This window comes from Agrobacterium sp. OT33, assembly GCF_017313365.1.
GTDB lineage: Bacteria > Pseudomonadota > Alphaproteobacteria > Rhizobiales > Rhizobiaceae > Agrobacterium > Agrobacterium rhizogenes_A.
Window position 1 is genome coordinate 54,932 of record NZ_JAFLMZ010000005.1, and the last position, 12,774, is coordinate 67,705.

A 12,774-nucleotide genomic window follows, 5' to 3' on the forward strand; every position below is an offset into this window, starting at 1 on the left:
TTACAACGCTGCCAATTCTCTGGCTTCATGTCGCTTTTCCGGGCGGCGACGTGGGACTGACCCACAATCCCCTCCCGGGACGTTGATCTCGTTCCGCAGCAATCTTCCGGCGATTGCGGCCGCTGCGGCGGCTGCCCCTTCCCTCGAATAAAAGTTTCCCCGGACGTGAATGGCTGCGGCCAGAAGCTTAAAAAAATCCTCGACCAGCGCCGTGTCCGGCCTTTCAGGCGCCCGCCAGAAATCATCCAGTGCCCCCTGATAGGTTGCACCGTGGACATCATATACCGCGCAGCCGAGGACCTTGACCGGAATTCCCTGCCGCAGACCATGCAATACCGCGGTTGAATTCACCGTCACCAGACCACGGCTAACCTCGGTCAATCTGAGAAGGTCGCCACCATCGACATAATGAACCCTGGCTTCGACACCGTTCAACTTTGCCGTTCGAGCAACCACATGACGCCACTTCATCAAGCCGTTATCAAGCGGGTGGAGCTTGACGACCAGTTCAGCGTCATCTGGTGCATATCGTGAGAAGGACGCGATGATCTCCTCGATCGCTTCGCTCTGCGTCGAATACGGCGAGTGTGATCTCAATTGATAATCCGTCTCGAGCTGAAGCGGATAAACAAAGAAATCGCGGCCGGACCGAACAACCGCCTCCACGAGCTTCTCGGCCCTGCGACGCCCCCTTGGTGACGTCAAAAACCGTCCGACCCAACCCGCATATTCGGCGATGGGATGAAAAAGGCCGTGGCGGCGATAACCGGGATACAAGGCGGAGAGAAACACATTTGGAAGATTATAGGCAAGATCGAGCAAGGCCTCCGTCAAGAAGCTCTGACTGAACTTTCGCGAAAAATCCGGCGCAGGAAGTCCCTGCGCCACGCGCCTGATCTCGGCGGGATCATTCGGGAATCTGGAGTTCGAAGACATGCCGTCTTTTTCGACGGTAACCCAATCTGGCCGAAGATACCCCATCTCGATAACGGTCACGGCGACATTCAGCGTTTTGGCAGCATCGATTGCCGCACGATGATAGGGACGCTCCTCGCCCAAGAGGATCAGATCGGTAACACCAAAGTCACGCAGAAAGCCATGAATGTAATCCGACCAGTCAGGCCAGGTTCCGCGATAGTTGATAGCCCCCGACCGTCTCCAGAACAGCCAGTCACCTGCGTTGAGATTGATGCGCAGACAGCGGTGGCCGGCATGTTCCAGACGGCCTGCCAACCTGCAAAACAACGAAGAAGACGGTCCCTGCAAGAACAGGAATACCCTCTCCTTCGCTTCTGGGGACTGGTCGTTCATGCAAATCGCTCTTTGTATAACTTCGCATGAAGCAGGATCGTCTCGATCAAATTCCAGGGCGCCTCCTCCCTGACCTGCACTTTAGAACCGTCATTCTGAGCTGCCGCTCCCAACGGAACGACAAAGTAATCTGTACGAGGGTCCGGGAACGGGTCCGCATAGCTTTTGAGCAGCGGCGCGTGATCACCGTAAAAGGCAAGCCAGACAGGCCGTTCCGAGGTGTCGAGCGCCGCAACCAGAGTTCCAAGGGCATCGTCGGCACGCTGCAGAAGCTCACGATAGATCTCCACGGGCTCAGTCAAGCCTTCACATCGACCAGCTTCCCACGGTCCATGGTTCGCCATCGATGCAACGAACACAAACGTGGGCTTGTCGTCATCGATGTCTTCTATCGTTTTCAATACTTTATGCGTGAGATCATGATCCGAGACGTAAGGGTCGGCAGTTGTCGGCTGGTGATCAAACTCATCCAGCATCGTCAAATGTTCGAAACCCAAAAGCGGCAAGGCTTTATGACGCATGAAAAACGTGCGGTCGTAGGGGTGGATGAACTGCGTGTGCCAACCGTTCCGCAACAATTTATTCGGCCATGCCAACTCGGCGTAATGTCCCGCGCGCAAATACGGGTAGGAGGCGTCGACATGAACCTCCTCGGGTTTCAAGCCGCTCAGAACGGCAAATTCCGTTCGCAGCGTGTAACCGCCTTCAAACACATTGGTAAGCCTGCCCGATTGCGCCGCCCGCTTTTTCAGCCTGTCGATGGTTGGCAATTCAAGTTGGTTATCACCCAGGTTGCGCAAGTCATAGAAGGATTCCGACTGCCAGACGACAACCAGGGGAGCGCCGTGATGCTCGCCATCGATCAAATCGTGGATCGCGCGATGCAGGCCATCAGAAATCTCTTTGACCAGCGTGTCACGATTTTTTCCGAGCCAGACGAGGAAGTGCAAAACGACAGACGTAAAGGTTCCAAACCGGACCGTGTTTGGCCTCACTTTAAGAGTGACGAGCAGGGCTTCCGACAGGCTTGCGGCAACGCGGTTCACCCGCCTGACGAAGAGAAGACTTAACAGGCCGATGTAACCGACACACCCGAATATGACCCAGAATGCCTTGTGCCTTGAGGGCAGCACGGTCGGCTCAAAAATCATATACAGCGCCGAGACGCCGAAAACATATAGGCCCGCGAGAATCCAGAAGATAATGTTGAATTTCGTCGCGTAGAAAATCGTCTTATATTTAAAAACGTCGAGGACCAGAGCTATGTCGGAAAACAGCAGTGGCTCGCGAATAAACGCAAATTTGACACGTGAAATCGCGGTAAAAATAACGAAATAGCTGGCAGCCGCATGCGCGGCATAGATCGGGCGCCAGGAAATCACAAAAAAGAACGCAAATACCAGAGCGATGACCGGCAAGCGAGCGCAGTTCTCGACAAGAAAACGACGACGACTCCGAACCTGAGAATATTTCCTGCGCGCTTCCGCGGGCAATGCGAAACGGTCTGTGGCATATACCACCAAAGCAGCCGCGGCAAAGCATAGCGATGTCAGCAGAAATGGATGATCTTGAGGCGTCAATGAAATGCCCATGAGAGATGTCGTTCGGTCATATCGGTGTCCCTGATTGCGAAAATAGTCACTGATTTTCCGGTCAGCATTTCGTTGCGTGAAGTGAAACAGACCGCTTCAGCTGCCAGTACAGCACAGGTTTGATGAAGCTGCCCAGCATAGCCAAAACCTTCAGCTTTAAACCAAAATGGACTTCCCGCCTGCGGCGGGAGATGCCGTCGAAAATCTGCCGGGCAACGGCTTCTACAGGCCAGGGACCTGTGTTTCCCATCAATGCCTTGGCGAGCGGCGGCCTCTTCGGCAGCTCATTCTGAAGCTGCGGCGTGCAGGTATCGGGCGGGAAACTTATGCCGATGTAGATTCCGGCACAGACCTCGCTGCGAAGGCTCTCGGCAAATGCGGCCAGGGCCGCTTTGGAGGCGCAATAGGCGGAATATCCCGGGATACCAATAAAAGCGGCGGCAGAGGAAATCATCATGATGTTTCCCCTGCCACGACTTTTCATCCCGGCGTAGATCGCTCTCACGGCATTGACCGTGCCTGAAAAATTGATGTCCATCTGCATTTCAAAGTGCGAAGGAACCAGTTCTTCAAAAAAAGCAGGCTCAACGACACCGGCCGACGTGATCAGTAGATCGCAAACACCGAACCCGCGCTCGCATTGTTCGAAAGCCTCGCGGAGTAGATCCATCCGCCTGACATCGGCCGAAACCGCATTCACCCTGCCCGGTCCAACCTGCCGCAGGTTTTCACAGGCGATGCGGAGCGCATTTTCATCTCTGGCGACGAGCGAAACGTCATAACCATTCAGGATGCACAGTCGGGCGATCTCCAATCCGATGCCACTCGAACCACCCGTAATGATCGCGTGCATATTCCACCCCGCCTCAACGATTTGCGACGATGCGCTGCAGCTCATCCAGATTCAGGGACGCGGCTGAGATGTTTTGTGCGACAAGCTCTTCGAGAAGCTTTGCAGTTGTTTCAACGGCACGGCAGATCTGCTCTTCCGTGTGTTCAGCCGTCAGAAAGAACCGGATTCTGGCCAGGCGTTCAGGCACGGCGGGATGAATAATGGGCAGCGCATTGATACCCGCTTCAAAAAGGCGATTGCTCAATTCCACAGCGCGCAAAGAATCACCGACAATGACCGGAACGACCGAAAAGCCGGCACTCGTACCCGTATCCAGTCCCCTGTTCTTCGCCGTATCGAGAAACAGCTGTCCGTTACGGTAAATCTGACGGACGCGCTGAGGCTCCTGCCGCAAGACAGCCAGGCTACCAATCGCTGCGGCCGCCAAAGGAGGGGCTAAGCCGACGCTGTAAACGAAACCGCCTGCGTGCCCTTTGAGAATTTCCACCAGAGCCCCGTTTCCGGCGATATAACCACCACAGCTCGATGATGTTTTCGACAGCGTTCCCATCCAGATGTCGATTTCCGTCGGGTCGATACCGAAGTGTTCAAACGTTCCCCGCCCCTGCGCTCCCAGCACACCAAGCGCATGCGCCTCATCAACCATCAGCCAGAAAGGATATTCATCGCGAAGACGCAGTATGGTCGGCAGATCGGCAATGTCACCGTCCATGGAGTAAACCCCCTCGACGATCACAAGGACATTTCGATAGTCCTGCGCGGCGCCGGAGAGGATGCGCTCCAGATCGGCCATGTCATTGTGCTTGAAAACCAACCGCTTCGCGCCGGATAACTGCGCACCCGTAAGCGCACTGTTGTGAATGAACTCATCATGAATGATGAGGTCCTGCGGCGTCATAAGGCAGCTTATGGCTGAAAGATTTGTCAGATACCCGCTTACAAAACAAACGGCTGCCTCAACGCCGTAATTTTCCGCAATGGATTTCTCCAGCTCGACATGCAACGGCCTCTCCCCGGCGACCAATCTGCTTGCCGAAGAGGAAACTCCAAACTGTTGAATGGCGCGTCTTACCGCCTCATGAACGTCCGGATGAGTGTTCGTTCCCAGATAATCATAGGACGCGAAATTGATCAGCTTTCGACCATCTATCATGGTCTCCGCTCCGGCAGCGATGTCATGCGAGCGATGGAAGGGGTTTTTCACGCCCGCAAATTTCGCAGCGGCCTTCTGTATCTGAAGGGACTTATAGGCAGGATGGTCTTCAAAAGCCCCACGCACCTTTTTCTGCGGCGGTGCATTTTTTTCCGTGGTTCTGAGATCGCGTTTCTTCTCGACCTTGCCACGCTGCTCACGCAGCTTCTCCAGCATCCCTGCCGAGAGCATCGGTTTGGCTCCACCACGACCTGAACCGTTTCGTGTGCTCACTGGACGGCCTCCGGAATCTTCTGAACACCATGCCTGTTTGCCAGCCCCTCCAGCAAATCATCAACGGCATCGTCGTTCGTATCCTGGGGTTGGCGACTCAGCAACTTTTCGCGAAGCTTCCCAACAATCGCACCAACCGTCGTGTTGTCGGAAATGCTGCTCAACGGGAGATCAATCCCGGTTTTCTGCTGAAAACTCGTACCCAGCTCCATAGCCATCAAACTATCCAGACCAATATCCCTGAGGACCTTGTCCGGGGTAATGTTGTTTTCAGCCATTTTAAGGATCGAGGCCAGTTCCGCCGCGATCAGCGAGTGCAGAATTACCTCCGCATCCTCAGCGGATTTATCGGCAACCATCGAATAGAGATCTATCTGCTCGCCAACGGCAACCTGCTCGTGCATCTGACTATTCGAAATTGCCGAAAACAAGGGTTGTTTCACGGTCTTCAAGGTTCCAGCCGCAGCCCAGTCGATGTCGGCAATCATCACCGTGGCACCGTCGACATCCGCCGGCATGACAACGAGATATTCCTCTACAAAACGCAAGGCGTCGCGCGCTTTCAGCGCCGTCTTGCCGATCCGCTTGGACAACAGCTCGTTCACCTGCGTATTGCGGGCCAGGAACCCCGTATCCGCTATCGCGCCGAAACCAACGGCCAGGGAGGGCTTGCCCCGCAGGCGACGGGCCCGTGCAAGGCCTTCCAGATACCCGTTTGCGGCGACATAGTTGGATTGCCCCGGGTTCCCGACCATCGTGGTTGCGGACGAAAACAGCAGGAAGAGATCAAGATCGTCTCCCTCGGTCAGCTTATCCAGAAGCACGGCACCTTCGACCTTGGTGTGCACCACAGGCCTGTTACGTTCGCGGCTGAGATTTGAAATCAACGCATCATCCAGCACCATAGCAGCGTGTACGATGCCCTTCAAAGGGGCCGCTTTTCGCAGATCCGCCAGCAAAGCACGAAGTTGCGTCTCATTGGTAACATCGCAGGCATGGACTGACGCCTCGATCCCCATCTCCTGCCAGCGTGCAATGGCATCGCGCGTATCGTCATCCAGAGTGCCGCTGCGCGTTGCGAGAGCCAGATGCGAAGCACCCTTCTCCGCCAGCCAATTGGCCGCCTCAAGTCCAAAACCGCCAATGCCGCCGATGACGAGATAGGTACCGGGCAAAACACGGAAATCGGGCCGACGCCCCTGCAACACGGCTTCTCTTCCGCGTGCCGGCGGCGTAACGAGAATCTTGCCGATATGACCGGCGCTTTGCATCAGCCTGAAAGCCGTGGAAATCTCGTCATGGGAAAAGGCTCGGTAAGGTAGCGGCTTCAGCGCGTTTTGCGCAAAAAGAGCCGAAATTTCCTCGAATATCTTCGAGGTGATATGCGGTGCCTCCACCAGCAGCTGATCGGCGTCGATGCCGAAATAGGAGATATTCTTGCGGAACGGTCGCAAGCCGATCTTGCGATCGGCATAATAGTCGCGTTTTCCAAGCTCCAGGAAGCGTCCGAACGGCTTCACCAGTTCCAGACTGCGTTCCATGGCCTCCTGGAAGAGAGAATTGATGACGACATCCACGCCCAGACCGTTTGTCACGCGCAGGACATCATTGAAAAACTCGAGGGAGCGAGAATCGAAGACAAAGTCGACGCCGAGGCTCGCCAGCAAATTCCGTTTTTCCACGGTGCCGGCCGTGGCGATAACCGTCGCACCCCTGAATTTCGCGATCTGCAAGGCAGCAAGTCCGACACCGCCCGCAGCACCATGGATGAGGACCGTCTCGCCGGCACGTAAACCCGCAAGCTGCACAAGCGCATAATAGGCCGTCAGGAATGTAACAGGCAGCGTCGCGGCCTCGACGAGTCCGATGGTGTCGGGAATACGCGTCACCCCCTTTTCAGGGACGACGACATGGGTCGAAAACGCATTCGGCCCGATGCCCATCACCCTGTCGCCCGGGCCGACATGATGCACATCGCTCCCAACCGACAGAACTGTTCCGGAAAACTCCATGCCGATCGTGGCGCCTGCAAAGCCGTCCTCGAGCGCCTCTTCCGGCAGCATCCCCATGGCCCACATGACATCGCGGAAGTTCAGGCCTGTTGCCGAAACTTCCACAACGACATCACCGGAGCCCGCGACCGGCAGGCTGTTCTCCTGCCACTCGATGGTCTCGATGCGGCCGACCGTGCGCTGTACGATCGAAGCAGCCTGGAATGTCTCTGTATGCTGCTTTGACCGTTTAAAGGGACCGGACACGACCCTTAGCGGCTGCCATGATCCATCGACGGCATCATGGAGCAGTTCGTTTTCACCCTGCGCCTGCAATGTCAGAAATTCGCGCCAGAGCTTCTCGGTCAGCGCGCCGCCGGCAACATCGATCGTAACGACGTCGATCTCGTCATATTCGTTTTGGAGAACCCGTGCGAAAGTCCAGACCGCGTGGGCAACCGGATCGACGCAGGTTCCATTCGTCGGCGCGCCGCCCGGAGCGACGATAATCAGCCGCGGCGGATATTTCCAGGCTCCCGCAGAGCAATGCCGCAGGGTTTCAGCCATGTCGCCCAGAAGACAGATATAGTCCTGAAGGCTCGACGAATGGGTCGCCGGCGCAGAATGATCCGGCAGAACCAGTATGATATCGAGCTCACCGGAGCCCAGTTCGGCCAGGGCATCCTGCAAAATCCCAGGGGTCAAATCCGGACCGCACTCAAGTTCGACGTGCTTGCCTGCCTGCAGATCAGGAAACGGCGTGTCTTTCGGCTTGATCGTCAAAAGGTTTTCACGCGCCTGCAACGGCCGGGATTCATTGATGCCGATTTCACCGCGAGCCGTCAGGATGGCCAGTGATCCATCCTCGAAATCCGCCCGAACAACGGCGCCATCGGCAAAACCGAGTTCGCCGATCCGGCCCAGCATCTCCTCATTGGAAAGCATTTTTCCAACCGGCAACTCCGACAGAACGCTCTGCCTGAACCACCCTTCTTTCAGCCCGAAGACGAAATCCGCAAGCGAAGCGTATTGATGCTCGACAAAACAAAGCTCGGCGCCCGCCTTTGCGATTGAAGTCAGTGCCGAATTCAACGCTTCGCTGTCTTGCAGACGTCCGAGGAGAAAACCGTTGGCACTGACGACAAAATCGACACATCGGCTCAAACCATCGGCATCACAATCCACGACATCGACCCGCGGATTTTTCGCAAAACCTGTCGCCAGATTGCTCTTCAGATTCTCGTCGTCTTCAACGATCACGAGCTTGGCGTCATAACGTTCGGCAAGGGCTGCAAGCCGCGTGCTGACAGCGACCGAAGTCGCACCTACTTCAGCGATCACCAGCCCCTGGCGATCCGGAGCAGCCTTCTCCAGGAAGGCTTCGACCAGATGGCACGCTTCATCAATGCGTTTGCGCGCAATCGCCGTTCCGTTCCGGAAATGATCGACAGTCGCTTCAGGAACGTCATAGCCCGCCAATTTCGCGCGGTCTCCATCTGCCAGCAACAGATCCAGACTGTTCATGGCAAAATGATAGGCGTCGTTGACGAGGATGGCCGCAGGGCTGATTTCGGGAGATTCCGCAATCAATTCGCGAATGATGTCGGCAAAAGCCGGCAGCCCCGGATCGGAAGCAAGCACCCAGCGTTCTTCTTCAAATGTCGCCAGCCCGCAATCCTCGAGAATGAAGAAACAGTTAGCGAGATAAGACCTGAACGACCGATGCTCATCCAGAACAGATGCATCAACACTGCCGAAAGCCTTCTGGACCTTTTGCGCTATGTCATAAGACGCGCGATAGACCGCGGCATCCAGCACAAGGACCGAGACGGCGGTTTCGGCCGCTTCGTACTGGGGAACGAGGCCAGGCAAAAGCGCATCCTGAGCCGAATTGCGCGAGCTGATTATCCGCTCATAGTGGAAAGAGACAGTTTCGAGGTTGTGATGCACTTTGAGGAATGTGCGTCTGAACCGGCAGTCATCCAGACTTGCAACGAGTTCACCGTTTTCGTCCATCAGTTCCACGCGAATTTTCAATGAAAACGGCGAGGCCCGCAATATCTCAATCTGCGCCGAACGTATGTCAGCCATATCCGTTCGCGATCGGATTGCGCCAAATCTGACCGGAATATAGGGCGCACCGGACAAGTCGCCCGTCAGATCGGCGAACAGGGCGACAAGACCATGAAACGCCGCGTCAATGGAAATCGGGTTGAGGTTGTAGGAAAGATAGGGATGGGCAGGTTTGCCCGCTTCGAAAAGTTGCACATGAAGCTTGCGATCAGGCAAGACACTAACATTTTCCAGAAGCCTGAAGTCAACGCCGTAATCCAGCCCGAACTGCCGCGCAGTCCTGTAGGCGGCTCCGCCGTCAATTGTCCGGGCTTTTGATATCTCGGCGCCCGATTGAGCAATCTGACGCGCAAACTCCGCGACCGGCCTGCGAATACGGCCTACGGCATGAACGCTCCAGTCGTCTTCGCTCAGATATTCGCGGGACCGAATTTCAATTTGGCCTGTTTCGGGCGAAATCACGGTGGAAAGTTCCGCCAATCTGTTTTCGTGCAGCTCCAGCGGTCGAATAATTTCCAGATTTCTTAATTCCACATCCGACGTCGCGAAAAATTGCCGTGCCGCCTGCACGGCGATTTCTATGAAAGCGCTGCCCGGCAGAATGGACTTCCCGTCAACAACGTGCTGCGCGAGGTCGGGAAACAGGTTCGCATCGATGTGGTTCTTCCACGATGCGGCATTGGGGTCCGTGCGCCATCCCAGCAATGTGTAAGCCGCGTCGGCATCGCCGCGACCGAACAGGTTTAGGTTATCGGAGGTGGCCTGCACTTGCAGGCGCTGCGGCTCAAAAGGCAGAGGTGGCAATGCGACATCGGCATGACGATGGCAAACATCATCCGTCCAGACCGAAGCGCCGCAGGATACGGCCTGCGCCACGATGTGAGGCAGAGGATTGGTGCTCAGCGCCGGTCGTGTCAATGTCGGCAGGATGGAAACCGACACACCCGCCTGACGGGTATTCTCCGCCAGATAGGAGGAAAGGATCGGGCGAGGACCGATTTCGATGAAGAGATTGCATCCCTGTTCAAGCGCTTCCGCCGTTGCGTCCGCAAAACGAACGGCATCCCGGACATTTCTCCACCAGTAAACAGCATCGAGCTTATCACCGCTTTCGATCGTCCCGGTAACGCTGGAGATGAACTTTATGTCGCCGGACCGGGGCTGGTAAGCCGGGATCTCGGCAAGAAAGGCATCCCGCTCACGATCAATGATCGGATGATGAAATGGATAATCGATATCCAGGATGTGGACGGGAATGTGCTCCTTGCGGCCAATATCCTTGAATGCTTTTATTTCAGCGACAGGACCGGAAATAGTGACCGAGGAGGACGTGTTGATCGCGCCGACCTCAATTCCCGACAGGCCATTCCTGCGTGCAACCTCTAGCGCCCTGTCCGCAGACAGAGCGACAGCAGCCATTTTACCTTCGCCGGCAAGCGCGTGCTGATGGCGCGATCGAACGGCAACAACCGCAACTGCGTGTTCAAGAGAAAGTACCCCCGCGCAATAGGCGGCCGCGATTTCACCAACCGAATGTCCGAACACCATCCAGGGCTTGATGTTTCGGCTGATCAAACGATCTGACAGGGTGGCCTGGATGGCAAACAGGAGGGCCTGGGCAATCCTCGTGTCCGGTAGCGAAGCGGCAAGATCCTGCGACACGAACAAGGACACCAGATCGACGTCAAACCACGGCTTGAAAGCCGCGCAAATCTCGTTGAAGCGATCGAAGAAATCGCGGTCGTATCGGTAGGCGTCCTGTGCCATGCCGATCCATTGCGAACCATTTCCGGAAAAGGCGAAGGCAATCCGGGTTTCTCCGGCAGGAGCTTCCCCAACGCGGCCCAAGCCGGTCGAGGATCCCGCCAGAAACTCCTCGGCACCTTTGCGAACGACATCGGGGTCTTCACTATCGACTGCGAAACGATGTTTATGGCGCGTTCTGTTCAGAGCCGATACGGCGACAAGTTCGTGGCGATCCGGACGGTCGCCTTTCAACTCCTGAACATAATTTTCAAGCAGCCCCTCAAGGGCTGACCGCGTTTGTGCACTCACCATAAAAGGCCCGGAAGGCAAGGTACCTGCATCAGAAACCGCTGCTTTTTCGGGATCAGCAAGTACGATATGCGCGTTGGTTCCACCGAACCCAAAGGAATTCACGCCGGCAAGGCGCCGCCGTTGTCCACGCGACAATGAGTGACCAGATCGATTGATCTCGACGTTCAACCCTTCGAAGTCAATTTCGGAATTCAACTCGGGGGCATGGAGCGAGGCAGGAAGAAAATCATGCTGAAGCGCGAGAGCGGCTTTTATCAGACCAAACATTCCTGAAGCGGGTTCCGAATGACCAACATTCGATTTTACGGATCCCACCAGCAGTCTCTGATTTCGTTTTTGCCCCAGTTCCGTTCCGATTGCCCACAATTCGGCCGGGTCTCCGACTTTCGTCCCCGTGCCGTGACCTTCGATAAAAGCGAGGTCATTTGGATCGAGATCATGACGCCGATAAACGTCACGCAGAAGCGATGCCTGCATCTCGCGCGATGGCAATGAAATGCCGTTTGTCCTCCCCGCAGAGTTCAATCCCGTCGCGAGGATAGTCGCATAACTACGGTCCCGGCTGGATCTCGTCCTTTCCGTTGTTCGCAGGACGACGACCCCTCCCCCCTCCGATCGGACATAACCCTGACCGCCCTCACCATAGGCCCGGCACAATCCTTCGGGAGACAGCATGCGCGCTTGTGAAAAGCCAACAAAGGAAAAGGGGTGCGCGAGAACATTCACGCCGCCGACAATCGCGGTGTCGATCTCACCGCTCTGGAGCGCACGGACGGCCTGGTCCAGTGCGACAAGGGAGGACGAACATGCCGTATCGATCGTCAGACTAGGCCCGTTCAATCCGAATACGTGCGAGATGCGGTTGGCAATAATCGACAGGGTATTGCCGGTCATAAAATACGGGCTGCCGGAAGCGGGGTCCTCGACAAACGTATTGCCGGAATCCAGGCTCGATGCGCCAATATAGACGCCAACGCGCTCCTGCTGCAGCATGGGAATGGTGAGGGAAGCATCCTCCAGGGCGCGCCACGCAAGTTGCAAAATCACGCGCTGCTGCGGATCCATATATGTGGCTTCGCGGGCAGTCAGATTGAAAACTGCGGGATCGAAATCATAGACATCCTCGATCACGCCGGCAGCGAACGTATATGCCTTTCCTGGTGTACCGGCGACGGGATGCCAGAAACGGGCATGACTCCACCTGTCTTCGGGAACGCTGGTTACAACACAACGCTCATCCTTCAACAATTGGAATAACTCGTCTACGTTCCGAGCTGACGGGGTGCGGACGGATCGCCCAATAATATCAACTGACATGCCTTACTCACAATCCTAGATAGCCTGAATGCAACAAAGCTCCCTGTTGATCAACCCAATATCAGCAAATTCACTGGTAATAAGGTATCCAATGTATATGACAGCAACGCCGCCCCGCAACTCACGCGGCATCCCTCCCGAAATACATCTGAA

General features: G+C 55.9%; 5 protein-coding genes. All 5 read right to left on the bottom strand.

The genetic code is table 11. The features are described 5' to 3' along the window. Positions 1–1,311 (bottom strand): capsule biosynthesis protein, encoded by a 1,311-nt coding sequence (locus JZX88_RS13225; protein ID WP_206913842.1) that lies wholly within the window; start codon positions 1,309–1,311, stop codon positions 1–3. Beyond that, on the bottom strand, positions 1,308–2,903 hold the full coding sequence (locus tag JZX88_RS13230; protein ID WP_206913843.1) for an LTA synthase family protein: 1,596 nt from the start codon (positions 2,901–2,903) through the stop codon (positions 1,308–1,310). Before JZX88_RS13230 ends, JZX88_RS13225 begins: the two co-directional genes overlap by 4 nt. Positions 2,904–2,964: 61 nt before the next feature. Then, entirely contained in the window at positions 2,965–3,756 is a 792-nt protein-coding gene (locus JZX88_RS13235; RefSeq protein WP_206913844.1) for an SDR family oxidoreductase, read from the bottom strand. A gap of 13 nt (positions 3,757–3,769) precedes the next feature. Further along, positions 3,770–5,140: an aminotransferase class I/II-fold pyridoxal phosphate-dependent enzyme gene (locus tag JZX88_RS13240; RefSeq protein ID WP_206914045.1), complete on the bottom strand. Its 1,371-nt coding sequence runs from the start codon at positions 5,138–5,140 to the stop codon at positions 3,770–3,772. A gap of 38 nt (positions 5,141–5,178) precedes the next feature. Continuing rightward, complete coding sequence (locus JZX88_RS13245; protein ID WP_206913845.1) at positions 5,179–12,621, bottom strand: type I polyketide synthase; 7,443 nt, start codon at positions 12,619–12,621, stop codon at positions 5,179–5,181. Positions 12,622–12,774: the final 153 nt, after the last annotated feature.

Bases quoted from the DNA above. Each gene is read 5' to 3' on its own strand.
- JZX88_RS13240 (WP_206914045.1), bottom strand. From the start codon at position 5,140: ATGCTCTCGGCAGGGATGCTGGAGAAGCTGCGTGAGCAGCGTGGCAAG.
- JZX88_RS13245 (WP_206913845.1), bottom strand. From the start codon at position 12,621: ATGTCAGTTGATATTATTGGGCGATCCGTCCGCACCCCGTCAGCTCGG.
- JZX88_RS13230 (WP_206913843.1), bottom strand. From the start codon at position 2,903: ATGGGCATTTCATTGACGCCTCAAGATCATCCATTTCTGCTGACATCG.
- JZX88_RS13235 (WP_206913844.1), bottom strand. From the start codon at position 3,756: ATGCACGCGATCATTACGGGTGGTTCGAGTGGCATCGGATTGGAGATC.
- JZX88_RS13225 (WP_206913842.1), bottom strand. From the start codon at position 1,311: ATGAACGACCAGTCCCCAGAAGCGAAGGAGAGGGTATTCCTGTTCTTG.